The sequence below is a fragment of the Nocardia sp. Root136 genome, from assembly GCF_001427185.1.
Lineage (GTDB): Bacteria > Actinomycetota > Actinomycetes > Mycobacteriales > Mycobacteriaceae > Nocardia > Nocardia salmonicida.
Genome location: NZ_LMFE01000013.1, coordinates 130,721 through 148,988 on the forward strand (window position 1 = coordinate 130,721; position 18,268 = coordinate 148,988).

An 18,268-nucleotide genomic window follows, 5' to 3' on the forward strand; every position below is an offset into this window, starting at 1 on the left:
CACCGAACACTGCCACCCCGTCTTTCGTGAAACGTCAACCGTGCACGATCGCAGCCGACGGGGCGCGGCGCAACCGCTAGTCGGTCTTCTTCCGACCGGCCAGACCGCGCCAGGCGAGATCGTCGAGCAGGTCGACCGCCTCGGCCACTTCGATCCGCCCGCTCGCGACCCGGTCGGCGATGGCCTCACCCGCGCCGATCACCGCCGCCGCGACGACCTCGAAATTGGTGCCGGGGTCGGCGTTCTTGGCACTGGATTCCAGCAGTTTCGCGGTGAGCTCGATGACGCGCTCACGGGCATTGTCGATTTCGGAGGCGAAAGTTTGCTGACCGATAGCCTGTCGGTAGAGAACCTGCCAGGACTGCCGATTGCGGTCGACGAAATCGAGGAAGCCCTCCAGCGCGGTGCGGACCTGTTCGTGGGGGGTCAGTTGCGGGTTGCCCGCGGGCGCGACGGCTTCGATGAAACGCAGACCCTCGCGCTGGATGCAGGCGCGAAACAGCTCGTCCTTGGAGCCGTAGTACAGGTAGAGCATCGGTTTGGAGATCTTCGCCTCGGCGGCGATGGCATCCATCGACGTGTCGTGGAAGCCTTTGCGCGCGAACACCTCGACGGCGGCATCGAGCATCTGCTGCTCGCGAACCGCCCGGGGAAGTCGCTTGGTCCCGCCTGCCATCCACTCTCCTACCGCAGGGTGAACCACCTATCTTACTTCAAGGTAAGTTCACCCGCGCTCATTTGCCGCACAGTCGCCGGGCACGATCAGCAGCCCAGCGCTACGCCCTTGTAGCGCGCCATCCGCAGTACGGAAGTGTCGACCCGGTCGGCGGGCAGTTTGCCACTAGAGACCGACTGTTCCAAACGGTCGAGTACCTGCGGCACCGCGTCGCTGCTGATCCACAGCGCGTTGTCGGCGCCCGCGAGGAGGGTGGCCTCGACCGCGTCGACGATGGACATGCGGGCGGTGATGGCGGCCATGCCGCTGAGATCGTCGGTGAAGATCGGACCGTTGAACGGCGGGGCGCCGTAGCCGGTGCCCTCACGCAGCAGCGTCATCGCGGCCGGGCTGATGCTGGCGGGCACACCGGGGTCGGTCAGGCCGGGGACGTCGAGGTGACCGACCATCACCGCCGCGCCGGAGTTCACCAGGTCGCGGAACGGCACCAGGTCGGTGTTCTGCAACTGATCCAGCGGCGGGGTGGTTACGGCGCCGGTGTGCGAGTCGCCCGAGCCAGAGCCGTGGCCGGGGAAGTGCTTGATCACCGAACCGAGGCCCACCTCGTTGGACGCGCGGATGTAGGCGCCCGCGAATTCGGAGACGACCTTGGGATCGTCGCTGAAGGAGCGGTCGCCGATCACGCTGTCGTCGGGCTGGCTGCTGACATCGACGTCGGGCGCGAAATCGACCGTGATGCCGACGTCCTTCAGCGCCTTCGACCTGGTCAGGGTGAGCTGGTAGAACTGCTCAGGGGTCTGGGTCTGCGCGATCTCGCGGGCCGACGGCACGGCGCCGATCACGTTCTTCGCGCGCGAGACACGCCCGCCCTCTTCGTCGATCGTCACCATCAGCGGCACCTTGGCCTGAGCTTTCACCGCGTCGAGCGCGGCGCGGTCGAGCAGGCTCGGATCGGTCCAGCTGCCGACGAAGATGCCGCCCACCTGCTCCGAACTCACCACATTCGAGGCATCCGCCGAACCGGTGATGCCGACGGTCAGCAGCTGGGCGAGCTTCTCCCGCTGGGAGAGTTTGGCGAGATAGTCTGCGCCGCAATTGCTTTGGATCGGCGTCGCCGACGCGGGCGCACTCGACTCCCCAGCGACAGAGGGGGCGGCCACTCCGCTGCTACTGGCCGCGGGCGTCGTCTCGTTCGACGATCCTCCCGAACAAGCGGTGGCAACGGCGGCGAGGACTGCGAACACGACCACAGGCGATTTCCGCATGCGCTCCACGTTAGCCCGCCCGGGTCGCGAACCCCACAACGCTGGTTCGGATCGATACCCTCCGCCCAGGGGTAACCTGAGGAAAAAGCCGCTCCGACCAGCGCAGGAGGTCGTCATGGCATGCGATCGGATGCTCATCGCCTACGACGGGTCCGAACACGCCAAACGAGCCATCGAGTACGCCGGGCGGTTCCTGACCGCCGAACGCGCGATTCTGCTCACCGCATGGGAACCGATGGTGCGCCAGGCCGCGCGCATCTCCGGGATCTCCGGGGTGATGCAGCCGGACTGGGTGCCCGACGAGGAGGTGGAGGACATCGCCTACTCCGACGCCCGCAAGATCAACGCCGAGGGTGTGCACCTGGCGAAACTGGCCGGGATCGACGCCGAACCGCGCACCGCCGAGTGCACGACCACGATCTGGAACGCCATCGTGGCCTGCGCCGATGAGCTCGACGTCGACATCATCGTCGCCGGTACGCGCGGTTCAACGGGGTTGCGCGCGCTGTTGCACAGCAGCGTCGCCGAGGCGGTGCTCAAGCACGGCCACCGGCCGGTCTTCCTGGTGCCGCCCGACCAGTGAGAGTTCGATCGCTCTCCCGAATCGATGCCACGGTCTCGGAGCTATGGTCGAGACACCATGAACGAATTCCTGCTCGCTCGACCCGACGCGGTGTTGCGGACTTCGGGCGTGCGCGCGACCTATTCGGATCCCCGGCAGGCGGTCGCGGCATTGCGTCGGACGACTGCGCCGAGGTTGATCGTCGGTGCGCTGCCGTTCGATCCGCGCACGGCGGCCGCGCTCTGGGAGCCCGAGAGCGTGCTGCACACCGCGGGTCCGTGGCGGCCCGCCGCGCTGCCTGCGTTGCCCGACGTGCGGGTGGTGGCCGAGATACCCAGTGCACCAGAGCATGTGGCCCGGGTGACGAAGCTGGTCGAGCTACTCGGCGACCCCGCGAACGAACTGCGCAAGGTGGTGGCCGCGCGGTCGATGGTGCTGGCGGCCGACGCGCCGCTGGAACCGGAGGTGCTGGCCGGCCACCTGCTGACCAGGCATCCGAACGCTGCGGTGTACGCGGTAGATCTGTCCGCGGCGGGGCGAGCGGGCGAGACGCTGATCGGCGCGACGCCCGAAGTGCTGGTCGCACGGCGCGGCGATCGCGTGAGCCTGCATCCGCTGGCAGGCACCCTCCCCCGCCTCGCCGACCCCACCGATGACGCGAAGCAGGCCGCAGCGCTGTTGTCCAGCACCAAGAATCACGACGAGCACGCCTTCGTGATCGATTGGATCCGTGCCCAACTGGCGCCGGTCTGCGCGGAGCTCCACATCCCCGACGCGCCCGAACTCCTCAGCACCGAACAGGTCTGGCACCTCGCCACGCCCATCCACGGCGTGCTGCGCGATTCGTCGACCACCGCACTCGACCTGGCGCTGCTGCTGCACCCGACCCCCGCGGTCAACGGCACGCCCTTCGCCGCCGCGCTCGACGCCATCACCTCCGACGAACCGTGGCGCGGGTTCTACGGCGGGGCGGTGGGCTGGTGTGACGACGACGGCGACGGCGAATGGGTCGTGGCGATTCGCGGCGGCGAACTATCCGCCGATCAGCGCGTCCTGCGAGCCAGCGCGGGCGGCGGGATCGTGGCGGCGTCGGACCCCATGGCGGAGCTGGCCGAGACGACCGCCAAACTTCGCACCCTGCTCGGCGCCCTGCGTTGCGAGCTGCCCAACGACTGACCGAGCCCGATAGACCTGCTAGGTTTGCCGGAGACAGGCCCCGACGCCGAGCGTATTGGAGTGCGCGATGAAGTTTGCTGTTCCGGCTGTTGCCAGCGCGGTCGGCGGCGCCTTGCTGAGCGCGATCGCCGTCTTCGCCATCACGGCGGCGGTGCAGCAGAACACGGCGCCCTCGATCGACCGCAGCGGTGACAAAGACTCGTCGCTGCTCAACGCACCTGAATACGGCAGCCGCTGAGGCTGACGCCCGCGCGTCGCGCCCCGCATCGGGGCAACCGGACAGGGCGCCACTGGGTTGGCGCTGGCTCGTCGGCTCGGTAGTAGCCGCCTTCGTACTGACCTTCGCGCAGGCGCCCGGCCTCACCGTCGCCGACACCAAATACGACCTCGCGCAGAACCCGCTCGGCTTCCTCGCGCGGGCATCGCACCTGTGGAGCAGCCAGGCCCCGATGGGCCAGGTCCAGAACCAGGCCTACGGCTACTTCTTCCCGCACGGCGCGTTCTTCTCCGCGGGGCACCTGCTGCACCTGCCCGCGTGGGTCACCCAGCGCGTCTGGTGGGCGCTGCTCCTGCTCGCCGGGTTCTGGGGCATCGTCAAGCTGTGCGAAACGCTCGGCATCGGCTCGCGCGGGTCACGCGTGATCGCGGGCATCGCCTTCGCGTTGTCGCCGCGAGTGCTCACCACGCTCGGGTCGATCTCCTCGGAAACCCTGCCCATGATGCTGGCCCCGTGGGTGCTGCTCGCGCCCGCGGCACTCGGCACGGCGATCAAACGACGGCGCGGCGGCCCGCTCTCTCCCGCGGGCAGTGCGTTGGCGTTGGCGCTGATGGGCTCGGTCAATGCCGTGGCGACCGTGGCGGCGTTCCTGCCCGCGGCACTGTGGTGGGCTTCCTATCGGCCGAATCGGCAGTGGTGGCGGTTTACGCGGGCATGGATTCCGCTGCTGGTCCTCGCCACTTTGTGGTGGGTGGTGCCGCTGCTGCTGCTCGGCAAAGTGAGTCCGCCGTTCCTCGATTTCATCGAGTCCTCGGGGGTGACGACGCAGTGGGCCGCGCTGAGCGAGGTGCTGCGCGGGACCGATAGTTGGACGCCGTTCGTCTCGCCGGAGCGGATCGCCGGCGCGGTGCTGGTGACCCAGCCTGCCGCGGTGCTGGCGACCGGGCTGCTCGCGGCGGCAGGCATGGCCGGACTCGCCCGGTCGACGATGCCGTTTCGGGGCAGATTCGCGCTGATCCTGTGCGTGGGGCTGGCGGGAATCTGTGCCGGGTATGTCGGGACGCTCGGTGGGCCGTTCGCCGAATCGGTGCGGATCTTCCTCGACTCCGGCGGTGCGCCGCTGCGGAATGTGCACAAACTCGAACCGCTGATCCGGCTGCCGCTGGTGGTGGGGCTGGCACACCTGCTCGGTCGCGTCGCCCTGCCCGCCTCCGTGCCGATGCCGGTGTGGCGCAGCTCTTTCGCCCATCCCGAGCGGGATCGGCTCGTCGCGGTCGCCGCGCTGGTCCTGGCCGCGCTCGCCCTCGCGACCTCGCTGGCGTGGACCGGTCGACTCGCCCCGCGCGGCGCCTACGACCGGGTGCCCGCCTACTGGACCGATACCGCCGAGTGGCTGGCCGACAATGCCGCCGACACCCGCGCGCTCGTGGTGCCCGGCGCGCCGTTCGGCAGTCAGATCTGGGGACTCACCCGCGACGAACCGCTGCAAGCCTTGGCGAGTACCCCGTGGGCCGTGCGCGATTCGGTTCCGCTTAATCCGCCCGGCACGATCCGCGCGATGGATTCGGTGCAGCGGCTGATCGCCGACGGCAGGCCCTCGACCGGTCTCGCCGCGACCCTCGCCGACCAGGGCATCGGCTTCCTGGTGTTGCGCAACGACCTCGACCCCGAGACGTCGCGTTCCACCCGGCCGATCCTGGCGCACCGCGCGATCGAGGGCTCGCCGGGGTTGACCAAGGTGACCTCGTTCGGCGCGAATATCGGGCCGCGCGCGGCGGATGCGGGACTGGTGGTCGACAACGATCTGCTGCCCGCCTATCCGGCGGTCGAAATCTACCGGGTCGACGTGCCGCCGCCCGGCACGCCCGTCGACGTGCGCAGCGGTACCGGGGCACCGCCCGGATTCCCCGGCGCGTACACCACCCCGCTGGATTCGATCCCCGTAGTCCGAGGCGGTCCCGAGGTTCTGGAGCGGGTGCGTCGAGACAGCGAGAACCCCACGGCGCCGGTGCTTCTCGAAGCGGACGCGCAGCGTGCCGGGTTGCCTCCGCGGCCCGTATTGCTGACCGACACTCCGATGGATCGAGAGTCCGACTTCGGCCGGGTCGACAATCACAACTCCGCGGTGCGCGCCGCCGACGATGCTCGGCGCACCCACAATCTGGTCTCCGACTATCCCGTCGATGGCACCGAACTCGTGCAGGGCGAGTGGTCGGGCGCGAAGGTCACCGCCTCCAGCTCCGCCGCCGACGCCACCCAGATCGGCGGGGCGGCGCCCGGTAGCTCCACCGCGGCCGCCGTCGACGGCGATCCGAGCACCGCGTGGATCAGCAATGGTTCCGAATTCGCTCTCGGGCAATGGATTCGGCTCGATCTGGATAAGCCGATCGCCAACGGATCGCTGCGTTTCACCACCACGGCGGCGGCGCTGGGCGATCCGGTGAAGTGGGTCGAGGTGCGCACCCAACGCGGCACGGTCTCGGCGCGGATCACCGAACCCGGTGAGCCCGTGTCCGTCGCGCTGCCCGCGGGCAAGTCCGACTGGGTGATGATCTCCGCGGCGCGCACCGAAACCGGCACCCGTGGTGGGCAATTCGGGATCAGCGAACTCACGCTCGATGACTATTCGAATCGGGACGACCCGGTGCGCGTCGACATCCGGCACCGGGTGGTGCTGCCCGACGTCGCCGCGGGAACGATTGTCAGCGGGTGGGATCTCGGACAGGAATTCCCCGGTCGCGGTAACTGTTTCGACGGTCCCGACCGCGTGCACTGCAGTAAGGGACTCGGCTTGCCCGCCGAGGAACCCGGCATCTTCGGACGCACCCTGTCAGTGCCGGAGCCGCTCACCGTCGGTACCGACCTCACCGTGCGCACCCGACCCGGTCCCGCGCTCGAGGGGCTGCTCACCGACCCCACCAGGCCGGTGGCGCGCGGCAAGGCCGATGTCGCCGATCTGCGCGGCGCCGCCTTCGCGGCCACCGATGGCGACCCGAAGACCACCTGGACCGCACCGGAATCCACCGTGCGCGAGCTCGCGGGCGGCAGACCCACACTGGTACTGGAACTTCCGGAACCGACGATGGTGACCGGACTCGACATCACCACCGCCCTCGGCGGGCTACCCGCCACCGCCACCTCCGTGGCGGTGAACCTGGGCAACGGCCCGCAGATCCGCGAACTGCCCGAACGCGAACACGGTGAACCGGCCCGGATCTCGCTGTACCCCAACGAAACCGATCGCGTCGAGATCACCATCCAGAGCTGGAACGAGGTTCTGGACCGCACCGCGCTCGGGTTCGTCCTCACCCAGCCCGCGGGCCTGGCCGAAGTGGAAGTGCTCGGCCCCGAGTACCCCGCGCACGCGCCGGGCGACCGGCTCGTCACCATCGGCTGCGACGTGGGGCCGGTGATCGCCATCGGTGGGCGCGCCGTCCACACGACGATCACCGCCACTGCCGACGAACTGCGCTCCGGCGCACCGGTTTCCGCGCAGCCGTGCCCCGAGGACGCGGCCGACATCGAACTCCTGCCCGGCCACCCCGACCTCACCGTCGCACCGACCGAACTGTTCACCGTCGACCGGCTACGCCTGCCGCGCACCGACCCCTACCCCGGCAAAGCCGTCACCCCCACCGACGCCGCACCGGAAGACCCCACCGAACCCGCGCCTCCCGCCGATGTCCCGGATCCGGCTTCGGGTACTCAGCTGCTGGTCCTGCCGCTGAGCACCAATGTCGGCTGGCAGGCGCACACCGCGGACGGGCGGGAACTGTCGCCCATCGTTGTCGACGGTTGGCAGCAGGCTTGGCTCGTTCCGCCTGGGACCAGCGGGGAGATCACGGTGTCGTTCCCGGCGGACCGCTGGTATCGGCTGGCGATCTTCGGCGGACTGCTGTTGCTGATTCCCCTTGTTCTGCTGGCGATTCCGCGTCGACGTGCGGTTCTCGACGTCGGCCCGGCACCGAGCACCTGGGGTGTCGGCTGGGTCGCGGCGATCGGGCTGACCGGCGTGATCGCTGTCATCTCCGGGCCGTTCGGTGCGGGATTCACGCTGATCGCGTTGGGCTGCAACTACTTCCGACCCGCGGTGACGGCTCGGACACTGCCCTGGCTCGCGGGCCTCGGGACGTTGATCTCCGCGGCGGCCCTGTCGACGGGGACCTGGCGGTCCGGTACCGAATACATGGGCGGCTCGCTGTGGGCCCAGGCACCGGCGGTTGTCGCGGTCGTCGCCGTGGGGGTGGCGGCGCTCCCACGTCGACGCTGACCGTGAGTCAGCGCACCGCCGAGGTCTCGACCGATTCCGCTCCGGGTTCGAGGCGCGCGGACGCGGTCCGCTTGTCCCAGCGGGCCGCCCAGCGGCGCGCGGGTTCTTCGACCAGGGCGAAACTGGCGGCGGCCAGCGGGAGGGTGAGGGCGGTGGTCAGGATGAGCACGTAGAGGAAGTGTCCGTGGAAGGGCATGATGCCGAACACCGGGAAGACCACGGTGAGCACCACCAGGTGCCACAGGAAGATGCCGTAGGACCAGCGGCCGAAGATCGAAGCCGTTCGCGATTCCAGCCAGCGGTGCGGTGCGCCGGACCGGCGTAGTACCAGGGGCGCGAGCAGGCAGAAGCCGAGGATCATGCCGAGCACCATCTTCATCGCGTACTGCCACGGCTGCGCGCGTTCCAGACCGGCCGGCCCGCCGTACTCGGTCGCCGAGAGCAGGAATGCCGCGAGCGCGAACGCCCACATCAGGGGCTGACTCGACAGGATTCGGGCCCACCGGACATCACCTCGCGCGAGGTGGATCAGTTCCGCCAGGAGCATGCCCGCCGCGAACCACGGCAGGTAGGCGGGCAGCCAGTTGTCGGAGTGGATCGCGTCCGGCGTCGGGACCGGCCACAGGTTCCAGGTCAGACACACCGCGATCAGCCCGCACAGCACCGGCACCCGCCACCGGGCCGCGGGGCCGCGCAGGCGCACGACCAGCCAGGCCAGCAGCGGCAACACCAGGTAGAAGGCCATCTCGACCGACAGGCTCCACATCTGCGTGAGCCCATCGGTCAACGTCAACGGCACGAACACCTGCAACAGAAACAGATTCGACACCCACACCCGCAGGTTCGCCGAATGCGCCGCGCCGGGCAGCAACAGCAGGACGAACACCACAACGACCCAGTACGCGGGCATGACCCTGGCCACCCGGTGCAACAGGTAGCGGGAGGTCTTCGGCGCGCGGCCGAGACCGTGCGCAGCCGCCGCGTGTGGGCGCCACAACAGGAAACCCGACAGCGCGAAGAACACCGCGACCGCCATATCGAAGCGTTCCAGGAGCGGGCCGAGGACCGATATCCCACTCGTTCCGGTCTGGAAAGCGACGTGGGTGACCAACACACCGAGCGCCGCCATCCCGCGCATTCCTTCGAGGGCGGGAATGAAGGCGCGCGGGGGCGAAACGGGAGCGGTGGCGGTCGTCATCGGAGTCCAGTCTGCCGTGTCGGCGATTTCCACGGCACAGCGCCGCACCTTCGGAGTCCGGGCTGTTAGTGTCGGGGCTCACGAGTGCCTGTGGTGCAATACCAGACCACCGGGCCATCCGTGTTCGAACGACGAGGAGAGTTTGCATGGCACTGAGTGCCGGTACCAGAAGAACGGTCGCCTGTGTGCTCGTGGGTCTGGGCGCGGCATTACTCGTCGCCGCGCTGCTGATCCCCACCTACACGGTGAGCAAAGTCGCCAAGACTCCACTCGATCTCGAGATCACCACGATCGCGGAGAACCAGAAGGGCGAGGAAAGTCTCGTCCTCGACTCCAAGTCGTTGACCTCCGGTGAGGGTGCCGCTGTGGTGAACAAGGATGTGCCGCTGATCTCCCAGCGTTTCGTCACCGTCGAGGAGCCCTCCGACGCCGACGATATGACGCTGCAGGCAGGTCAGACGCTGCGGCGCACCGACGTGCAGGGCGACACCGGCCTGCTCACCGCCGCCATCGACCGCGTCACCATCTCGCGCACCACCGGCATGCCGGTGGAGACGAACCCCAACGGGTCGATCGCGGTGACCGTGGACAAGGAAGGCAGCGTCATGGAGCCGGTGCAGCACACCGGCATCGGCTACCGCTTCCCGATCGGCACCGAGAAGAAGACCTACCCGTACTTCGACATCAATGTGCGCGAGTCCTTCGACGCGAACTTCATCGAAGAGACCGAGATCAACAACATGAAGGTGTACCACTTCCAGATGACCGCGCCGGTCACCAGCACCTGGGACGTCGTACAGTCGCCGACCAACCGGCTCACCCTGCCCGCCTCCAAGTGGGGCGTCGAGGGTGGCGACACCCCCGTCACCATGACGCGCTACTACACCAACGTGCGTGACCTGTGGGTCGAGCCGGAGACCGGCACCGTGATCAAGGGTGGGGAGTCGATCCACCTGTACTACGCGCGGTCCGGGGACAAGCCCGAGGTCACCGCGCTGAAGTCGCACCTGGTGTTCGACGAGGCGACCGTCGAGTCGCAGATCGCCATCGCCAAGGAGAACACCGACAAGCTGTCGCTGTTCGGCCGCGTGGTGCCGATCGTGTTCGGTGTACTCGGTGTGCTGGCGTTGCTGGCGGGGTTGTTCCTCGGACTGCGCGGTGGTGGCACTCCGGCTCATGCGACTCCTCGTCGGACGCGCCCGACGCCCGCGCCTACCGCGGCGCCTGATGACAGTGCGGCCACTCGCTGGGATGGCGACGACGCGCCGACCACGCAGTTCCCTCGTGGGGACTACGACACTCCCACCGAGCAGATTGATATCGACAAGCGTCCCTGAGCTCTGATGCTGTTCGACGGCCCCGGTCATTGACCGGGGCCGTTGCTTTTTTGGGACGCAGTCAGTCCAGGTCAGGGCGCGCCGCACCCGAGAGGGGCACTTCGGGGAGTTCCGAGACTCGGGGTGTGGTGCGGGCGGCTCGCAGGACCACGACGGCGACGATCGTGGTGGTGACGGCGGCTACGGAGACGGCTGTGCCGATCAAGGATTCGATGGTGCGAGCGAAGGCCAACATCAGGGTTATCTCGATGGCCAAGCCGATCCAGGTGACGGCCGCCAGGGCGGTGCGTTCGACGGCGATCGCGGAGAGCAGGGCACCCTGTAGTACCGCCAGGATCGCGCCGTGCAGGGCGAACAGCCACAGCAGACCCTGAATGGGCGCGTAATCGGCACCGGCGAACAGGGGGGCAAGGGGGGCGGCCAGAGCGGCGCCGATCACCGCGACGACGCCGATCGCCGATAACACCGAGAGCGCGTCGCGGATCGCACGGGCCGACTGGGTGGGCTTGGCCATGCGGGGATACAGCACGACGCCGACTGCTTGCGGCAGCCAGAACGCGATCTTGGTGGCGATGGTGCCCAGCGAATAGCGGCTCGCGTCGACCTCGTCGAGGACGATGCGGACCACGATCAGGTCGACCGAGGACAGTGCCATCAGCGCCGCTTGCACCTGGACAGCACGCAACACCGGCACGACGCCGACGGCGGCCGATTCTCGACTGTCCCCGCCGCTGCTGCCCTCGGTCGAGGCCGTCGAACGAGCGATTCGCCCGGCGACGATCGCCGCGCCGACGATGCCCGCCGCACCCGCCCACAGCGCGCCGGCGGCACCGCCGCCCAGCGCGAGCGCGAGCAGCGCGGGCACCACCCGGGCCGTACCGGCCATCGCGAGTACCGTCGCGAGCGCACGGAAGTGGTTGCCGCCCTGCAGGATTCCCTGTTCACCGGAGAGGATCACCAACGCGGGTGCCGCACCGAGCGCAGCGGCCGCGGCCCACACTCCGACGTTCAGCACGCCGGCCACCACCGGAATCAGCACCACCGCGACCGCGGCGACCATCGCCGCGCACCGCCACATCATCGCCCGCACGGCCCGCAGCGACGCCCCGCGCACCACCTCTCGGGCGACCACGTTCTGCATGGCCAGGGCGGGGACCGCGCACAACAACTGCACCGCGAGCAGGCTCGCGAACTCGCTGTACCCCCCGACCCCCAACCAGCTCGCCGCCAGCAGTTGCAGCAGGTAGCCGGCGACGTTGGCGGTCATCGCGCCAGCCGTCACCCAGGTCAGGTCGGCGACAACGGGAGGGCGGCGGACTGAGGACACGCCTCATCGTCGCACCTGCCTGTGTTCGCCATCACGCCTACCCCGAAAATGTGAGTCCGAGCGGACTCACCTCGAGCAATTCCACCCCGAACAGCGCCGATACGACCCCGGCCACGGCGACGCGCGACGGGACGTAAGGTGCGTGGACGTGATGAGTAGCGGGCGTGCAAGGGCCTTGGTAGCCGGATACTGCGCTCTACTCACGATGATCATCGTCGGACCATTGGCCGGATCAGGCTATCTGCTGCTGCGGGACGCGGTGAGTACCCCGCGCTCGTACCTCACCGATTCGGCACTCGGCTTGGGGGCCGCCGCACCACGCGCCGTTCCGCAAGATGCCTTGCTCGCGGTGCTCTCGCCGGCTATCGACGGCGGGATACTCGTGAAGGCGATTCTGATCGTCGCGCTGTGGTCGGCCGGCTACGGCGCGGCGGTCCTCGCCCGACGATTCGTCTCCGCCTCTACCGGAGCACAATTGGTCGCCGCGACGCTCGCGTTGTGGAATCCGTATGTCGCCGAACGACTTCTGCAGGGTCACTGGAGTCTGCTCGCCGGCTACGCCGCCCTCCCGTGGACCGCGCTGGCCGCCGCGCGGATCAGAACAGCCACGGGTGCAACAGAATCCAGTACGACTCAACGCTTCGGCTCGCTCGGGGGGTGGGCCGCGCTGACCGCGAGTTTCGCCGCGGCCGGGTTGACGCCGACCGGTTCGTTGCTGGCCGCCGTCATCGGGCTGGCGCTGATCGGGCGGCGGGCTTTCCTCCCCGCCACTGTTCTCTGGGTCGCCACCTGCGCGCCCTGGCTGACCGCGACCGCGCTCGGATCGGGGGCCGAGCCGTCGGACCCGGCCGGGGTCTCGGCGTTCGCGGCCCGTGCCGAACCGTGGCTCGGCACGCTCGGCAGCCTCGCCGGGCTCGGTGGGATCTGGAACGGCGAGGCGGTACCGGCGAGCCGCACGACTCCGCTCGCCCTGGTCGGCACGCTCTTGCTGCTCGGCATCGTCGTCCTCGGAGTGCGGGCGGTGTGGGCGCTCGGCCGTGACGGGCGGGCACTGCTGGTGATCGCGGCGGTGGCGATCGTGCTGCCCGCCCTCGGCGCGACCAGTTGGGGGCTCGGGGCCGGGGAATGGTTGATGGTGCATGTTCCGGGGGCCGGGCTGCTGCGGGATACGCAGAAGTACGTCGCCTTGGCGATGCCCGCGTACGCGCTGTGCGCCGCGGCAGCGTGCCGAACCGTCGCCGCTGCGAGCCGCCGACTGCTGACCGGTGGGCAGCCGGGGAGCACAGATGCGGCAGACACCGAGTCGGTCTCCGACTTCGGACTGCGTTCCACCGCAACGCTTTTCATTCTTCTCATCACCCTTCCCATGGCCGACCTGGCCTGGGGAGTCGGCGGCGCGATGCGTCCCGTCCACTATCCCGCGGGCTGGCAGCAGGTCATCGACCATATCGATGCCCCCGGTGACATAGCCGTACTCCCCGGGGGGATGTTCCGCCGATTCCCCTACAGCGGAACAGCTCCCGTCCTCGACCCCGCGCCGCGGATTCTCCCCCACGACGTCCTACAAACCGGCGAACTCCGCGTCCGCGGCTACGCGGTCACCGGCGAAGGCAACCGCGCCCGCACAGTCGAGGAAGCGCTGCTCCGAGGCGCCCCGGCCGCCGACCTGGCAGCCCTCGGCGTCGGCTGGATCCTCATCGAACGAACCACCCCCGGCCCCCTCGGCGCATCAGAGAACACCCTCGCCACAGCCGAACTCGAATACCAGGATTCCGACCTGTCCCTCTATCGAGTCCCCTCCCCTACCTCCCTCGACACCGCCACACCGGCCCAACGCAGAATTTCCGCCGCAGCCCACCTTCTCTGGGCCGGACTCCTGCTCGCAGGACTGATCGCCGCCGCGCTACGCCCCTACCGCACACCACTGGAGCGTCGTCCGGCGAGCCGGAGCGTCACTTAGCACTGCTGAGAGCCCGCGCTCAGTCGCGCGACGCGACCAACCCCGAGACCCGTTCTCCGCGAGCCGCGGCGGCGAGAACCGTGTGTACCCCGGCGCCGGTCTGCTCCCAGGAGAACTCGTTGGCGCGGGCTCGGGCTTTTTCGCCCATGACCAGTCTGATCTCGGGATCGGCGAGGAGGTCGGCGGCGGCTGAGGCGAGCGCGGGCGCATCGTCGACCAGGAGGCCGGTGACGCCGTCGACGATCGAGTCGGTGAGGCCGCGAGAGCTGCGGTAGCCGATGGTGGGAACGCCGTGCTGAGCGGCTTCGATGACTGCCAGGCCCCAGCCTTCCTTGCGCGAGGGCATCACGTGGACCCAGGCGGTCGAGAGGATCTCGTGCTTGCGTCGTTCGTCGACGTGCCCGTGGAAGGTGACGGCGTCCGCGATGCCGAGGTCGTCGGCGCAGGCGCGCAGGTTGGGGGCCCACCAGCCGTCGCCGATGACGTCGAGGTGCACGCCGGGGAAGCGCTCGCGCAGGTGGGCGACGGCGGTGAGGGCGTCTTCGATCTGCTTGTGCGGGACAAGGCGCGACAGCACCGCGACGCGCGGGTGGGTGGCGCGGGTGTCGTCGTCGCCGGGGACGACCTCGGCCGGGACCGGTTCGGCGCCGTTGCGGACCACGGCGATGCGCTCACGGTCCACGCCGAGCACCGACAGCTCCTCGGCGGAGGGCAGCGACACGGTGAGGTACTGATTGTCGCGGTGCACGCGCGGGGACAGCGTGGATTCGATCCACCAGCCGATCCGCCCGACCAGGCGACCGGCGACCGGCCACTGCTCACGGTGCCCGTGATGCACCAGCACCACCGAGGGCACGCCCGTGGCCGCGGCGAAGAAGGGGATCCCGTTCTGGGTGTCGATCACGACGTCGGGGCGCACGCCGCGCAGCGGACCGAAACCGAGCCGACCAGCCATGATGGCGGCCAGCGCACGGGGGTAGACGGTAAAGCGCCCGCCCGCGCGACTGATGTCGATCCCATCGATCCGCTCGCGCTTGGGAGCGCCCGGATAACCGGCCGTACGCAGGGTGACCTTGATGCCGCGCGCGGCCAGCTGCGCGCCGACCTGCTCCAGATACCGCTCGCTGCCGCCACCCTGTGGGTGCCCGGTGTCACGCCAGCAGAGTAGGAGGACTTCACGCACGGTCGGGGCTCGCAATCGGTTCGGAGGAAGACAAACGTCGGACCCCACACTAGCGGGTGTGCTCTGCGTAACACGGACGGATCGACAGTGTCCGCCCAAACCGCGCGATCCACCCCAACCCCTCACCGACCACACCCCCTCACCCGCACCAAACCCCACCCCGCCCACACCCCCCGAACCAAGCCCACAAACCCAACCCACCCACCACCGACCGCACCCACTCAACCGCGCCAAACCCCACCCCGTTCACACCGCCCAACCCAAACCCACAAACCCAACCCACCCACCACCAGCCGCGACCGAAGGGTCTGCCCATAAACTCCAGCCCGTGTCGACCGCCACCATGCCGAGAACCGAGCAGCCCGTCGCGCGACGTGACCGATCCAGGTTCGCGCGCCGGGCGAGCCTGCGCCGCTCGCTGCGCCTGCTCACCAGCTTCCGCTTCGAGCAGTCCGACCCGGCCCGCTTCTACGGCGGCATCGCCACCGACAGCGCCGAGCTGATCGGCGACTTCTACGCCGACGTCACCGGCCGCGACCTCACCGGCACCGTGATCCTCGACGTCGGCGGTGGCCCCGGGTACTTCGCCGACGAGTTCACCGCGGTGGGCGCGCGCTACGTCTCGGTGGAGCCGGACCCGTCGGAGATGCACGCGGCCGGACTGCGGGTGTCGGGTTCGGTGCGCGGATCGGGGATGGCATTGCCGTTCCGCGACAACGCCTTCGACGTCTGCTTCTCCTCCAACGTCGCCGAGCACGTGCCGCAGCCGTGGCTGATGGCCGACGAGATGGTGCGGGTGACCAAGCCCGGCGGCCTCATCGTGTACTCGTACACGGTGTGGCACGGGCCTTTCGGTGGTCACGAAACCGGCCTCTGGCACTACCTCGGTGGCGAGTACGCGGCCCGCCGATACCGGCGCAAGCACGGACACGAACCGAAGAACAGGTTCGGCCGATCACTGTTCACGGTGACGGCAGCGGATGGGTTGCGCTGGGCGGCAACGACATCAGCTGATGTGCGGACTATTTTTCCGCGTTATCACCCGCGCTGGGCCTGGTGGCTCGTCCGCGTTCCGGTGATCCGAGAGCTACTGGTCAGCAACTTGGTCGTGGTGGCCACCAAAGCGTGATCACGCCAGCCAGCTCAAGCGCCGCGACCTCCGCATCGGCTCGGGCAACACTCTGACCCACGGCGATTCCTGAATCGCCAGGCCGACGGTCTCCAACGTGGTCAGGCCGACCTGATCGGCCAGGGCGCCGACCATCGCGACCGCCTCAGCGGCCTGGATAGCGGCAGTCGCCTGCTCGATCGTGAGTGTGCGGCCCGGCAGGAATGAGACAACCCATCCGCCACTGCCCACACTTTTCGCCTGATGGTCGGTCTGGTCGCTGGTCATCAACGATCGGCCGATCACTTGCACAGCCATGAGTCGGTCTCCCCAATTCGCTGTTAATGTCCGATGAATCGAGCGAGCTGATCAGTAGCTAAAGCATCCCCTTTTCACCACCGGAACGCAATAGTGCGTTTCCCCGAAAAGCGAACCGACAGGTTGGAATTCGCAATCTTCACAGTCGTTGCGCCACAGCGAATTAGAACAGGTTGCAGACAATTCGCCCGCAAAACTGTAACGTGTTCTCATGCACTACGACAGTCTGTTCATCGGCGGGAAGTGGACCACCCCGGCCGGTAGTGACCGCATTTCGGTAGTCTCCCCGGCAACGGAGGAGACCGTCGGCAGCGTGCCCGCGGTAACGAACGCCGATGTCGACGCGGCGGTCGCCGCGGCGCGCGACGCGTTCGACAGCGGGCCGTGGCCATCGACGCCCCCACTGGAACGAGCCGAGGTACTCACCAAGGTTGCCCGGCTGATCGAGCAGCGTTCGCCAGAATTGGTCGCCGCGCTCACCGCGGAGATGGGTGCGCCGCCGTTAGCCGCCTTGACACTCAACCAGATTCCGGCCGTCGCGGCATTGGACGCACTCGCCGAGCTCGCGAAGACGTTCGCCTGGAACGAGACTCGAGTCGGCCTGTTCGGAACCTCGCGTGTCTCACGGGAACCGCGCGGTGTCGTCGCCGCGATCACCGCATGGAACGTCCCGTTGTTCCTCGCCGCGAACAAGCTCGGACCCGCGCTGCTGGCCGGCTGCACGGTGGTGCTCAAGCCGTCGCCGCTGACTCCGCTGACCGCGAATATCCTCGCCGACCTGTTCACCGAGGCGGGCCTGCCCGACGGCGTGCTCTCGGTGCTGCCCGCCGAGGCCGAGGCCAGCGAGTATCTCGCGAGCCACCCCGGCGTCGACAAGGTGACCTTCACCGGCAGCACCCCCGTCGGCAGGAAGCTGGCCGCGCTGGCCGGTGAGCAGCTCAAGACCGTATCGCTGGAGCTCGGCGGTAAGTCGGCCGCGATCGTGCTGCCCGACGTCGACCTGGCCGCGAGCATTCCCGTGCTCGCGTTCTCCGGGCTGATGAACAGTGGGCAGGGCTGCGTCGCGCAGACGCGAATTCTCGCGCCGCGCAGTCGCTATGACGAGATCGTCGACGCGCTGGTCGCGCACGTCAAGACCATGCAGACCGGCGATCCGACCGATCCCGCGACCCAGCTCGGCCCCCTGATCAGCGAAAAGCAGCGCGATCGCGTGGAGGGCTACATCGCCAAGGGCAAGGCCGAGGGCGCTCGACTGGTGCTCGGCGGCGGCAGGCCCGAAGGCGTGGAGCGCGGGTGGTTCGTGGAGCCGACGATCTTCGCCGACGTCGACAACGCCAGCACCATCGCCCAGGAGGAGATCTTCGGCCCGGTGCTCTCGGTGATCCCGTACGAGACCGAGGACGAGGCCATCGCCATCGCCAACGACTCCGATTACGGTCTCGCCGGCTCGGTGTGGACCACCGATATCGAGCACGGCGTCGAGGTCGCGGCCCGGATTCGCACCGGTACCTTCGCGATCAACTGGTACGCCTTCGACCCGACGGCGCCGTTCGGCGGCTACAAGAACTCGGGTATCGGCCGCGAGAACGGCCCGGAGGGCCTCGACGCGTTCTGCGAACAGAAGTCCGTCCTGATGCCGATGGGTTGGACCGCCGAGTAATCGGTGATGGC

At 68.8% G+C, this 18,268-nt stretch carries 14 protein-coding genes; 8 read left to right on the forward strand and 6 right to left on the reverse strand.

What is annotated here, in order from left to right:
• Window positions 1-76: 76 nt before the first annotated feature.
• Together ASD42_RS31340 and ASD42_RS31345 are read right to left on the reverse strand one after the other, a co-directional pair.
• A complete protein-coding gene (locus ASD42_RS31340) occupies window positions 77-676 on the reverse strand; it encodes a TetR/AcrR family transcriptional regulator (RefSeq protein WP_056823668.1) in 600 nt (199 codons plus the stop codon).
• 86 nt (window positions 677-762) lie between these two features.
• Window positions 763-1,941: a glycoside hydrolase family 3 N-terminal domain-containing protein gene (locus tag ASD42_RS31345; RefSeq protein ID WP_056824166.1), complete on the reverse strand. Its 1,179-nt coding sequence runs from the start codon at window positions 1,939-1,941 to the stop codon at window positions 763-765.
• A 115-nt stretch (window positions 1,942-2,056) separates the two neighbouring features.
• Between ASD42_RS31345 and ASD42_RS31350 the strand changes: the two genes are divergently transcribed.
• From ASD42_RS31350 to ASD42_RS31360, 4 genes are all read left to right on the forward strand, one after another.
• Window positions 2,057-2,524, forward strand: coding sequence for a universal stress protein (locus tag ASD42_RS31350; protein WP_056823671.1), 468 nt, complete (start codon window positions 2,057-2,059; stop codon window positions 2,522-2,524).
• Between the two features lie 57 nt (window positions 2,525-2,581).
• Window positions 2,582-3,679, forward strand: coding sequence for an isochorismate synthase (locus ASD42_RS31355; RefSeq protein WP_056823673.1), 1,098 nt, complete (start codon window positions 2,582-2,584; stop codon window positions 3,677-3,679).
• Between the two features lie 67 nt (window positions 3,680-3,746).
• Window positions 3,747-3,917, forward strand: a complete 171-nt coding sequence (locus ASD42_RS34120; protein ID WP_022566695.1) for a DUF2613 domain-containing protein — start codon at window positions 3,747-3,749, stop codon at window positions 3,915-3,917.
• Window positions 3,898-8,166, forward strand: a complete 4,269-nt coding sequence (locus ASD42_RS31360) for an alpha-(1->3)-arabinofuranosyltransferase (protein ID WP_084787389.1) — start codon at window positions 3,898-3,900, stop codon at window positions 8,164-8,166. Before ASD42_RS34120 ends, ASD42_RS31360 begins: the two co-directional genes overlap by 20 nt.
• Window positions 8,167-8,173: 7 nt before the next feature.
• On the opposite strand, the gene ASD42_RS31365 is transcribed toward ASD42_RS31360, so the two are convergent.
• Window positions 8,174-9,364, reverse strand: a complete 1,191-nt coding sequence (locus ASD42_RS31365; protein WP_056824168.1) for an acyltransferase family protein — start codon at window positions 9,362-9,364, stop codon at window positions 8,174-8,176.
• Window positions 9,365-9,510: 146 nt separating this feature from the next.
• On the opposite strand from ASD42_RS31365, the gene ASD42_RS31370 reads away from it, so the two are divergent.
• The gene (locus ASD42_RS31370) at window positions 9,511-10,701 is read left to right on the forward strand and encodes a DUF3068 domain-containing protein (protein ID WP_056823681.1); all 1,191 of its coding nucleotides are present in this window, start codon (window positions 9,511-9,513) and stop codon (window positions 10,699-10,701) included.
• Between the two features lie 61 nt (window positions 10,702-10,762).
• Here the strand turns inward: ASD42_RS31370 and ASD42_RS31375 are convergent, their stop codons facing one another.
• Window positions 10,763-11,968: a hypothetical protein gene (locus tag ASD42_RS31375; RefSeq protein ID WP_056823685.1), complete on the reverse strand. Its 1,206-nt coding sequence runs from the start codon at window positions 11,966-11,968 to the stop codon at window positions 10,763-10,765.
• 211 nt (window positions 11,969-12,179) lie between these two features.
• On the opposite strand from ASD42_RS31375, the gene ASD42_RS31380 reads away from it, so the two are divergent.
• Window positions 12,180-13,988: a hypothetical protein gene (locus tag ASD42_RS31380; protein WP_056823689.1), complete on the forward strand. Its 1,809-nt coding sequence runs from the start codon at window positions 12,180-12,182 to the stop codon at window positions 13,986-13,988.
• 19 nt (window positions 13,989-14,007) lie between these two features.
• Here ASD42_RS31380 and ASD42_RS31385 read toward each other — a convergent pair whose 3' ends face one another.
• Window positions 14,008-15,171, reverse strand: coding sequence for a glycosyltransferase family 4 protein (locus ASD42_RS31385; protein WP_056823693.1), 1,164 nt, complete (start codon window positions 15,169-15,171; stop codon window positions 14,008-14,010).
• A 343-nt stretch (window positions 15,172-15,514) separates the two neighbouring features.
• Here ASD42_RS31385 and ASD42_RS31390 point away from each other — a divergent pair, with 343 nt between their 5' ends.
• Window positions 15,515-16,300: a class I SAM-dependent methyltransferase gene (locus ASD42_RS31390; protein WP_056824171.1), complete on the forward strand. Its 786-nt coding sequence runs from the start codon at window positions 15,515-15,517 to the stop codon at window positions 16,298-16,300.
• Here ASD42_RS31390 and ASD42_RS31395 read toward each other — a convergent pair whose 3' ends face one another.
• The gene (locus tag ASD42_RS31395; protein ID WP_056823697.1) at window positions 16,301-16,597 is read right to left on the reverse strand and encodes a hypothetical protein; all 297 of its coding nucleotides are present in this window, start codon (window positions 16,595-16,597) and stop codon (window positions 16,301-16,303) included.
• Between the two features lie 211 nt (window positions 16,598-16,808).
• Between ASD42_RS31395 and ASD42_RS31400 the strand changes: the two genes are divergently transcribed.
• Window positions 16,809-18,257 (forward strand): aldehyde dehydrogenase, encoded by a 1,449-nt coding sequence (locus ASD42_RS31400; protein WP_056823700.1) that lies wholly within the window; start codon window positions 16,809-16,811, stop codon window positions 18,255-18,257.
• Window positions 18,258-18,268 lie beyond the last annotated feature (11 nt).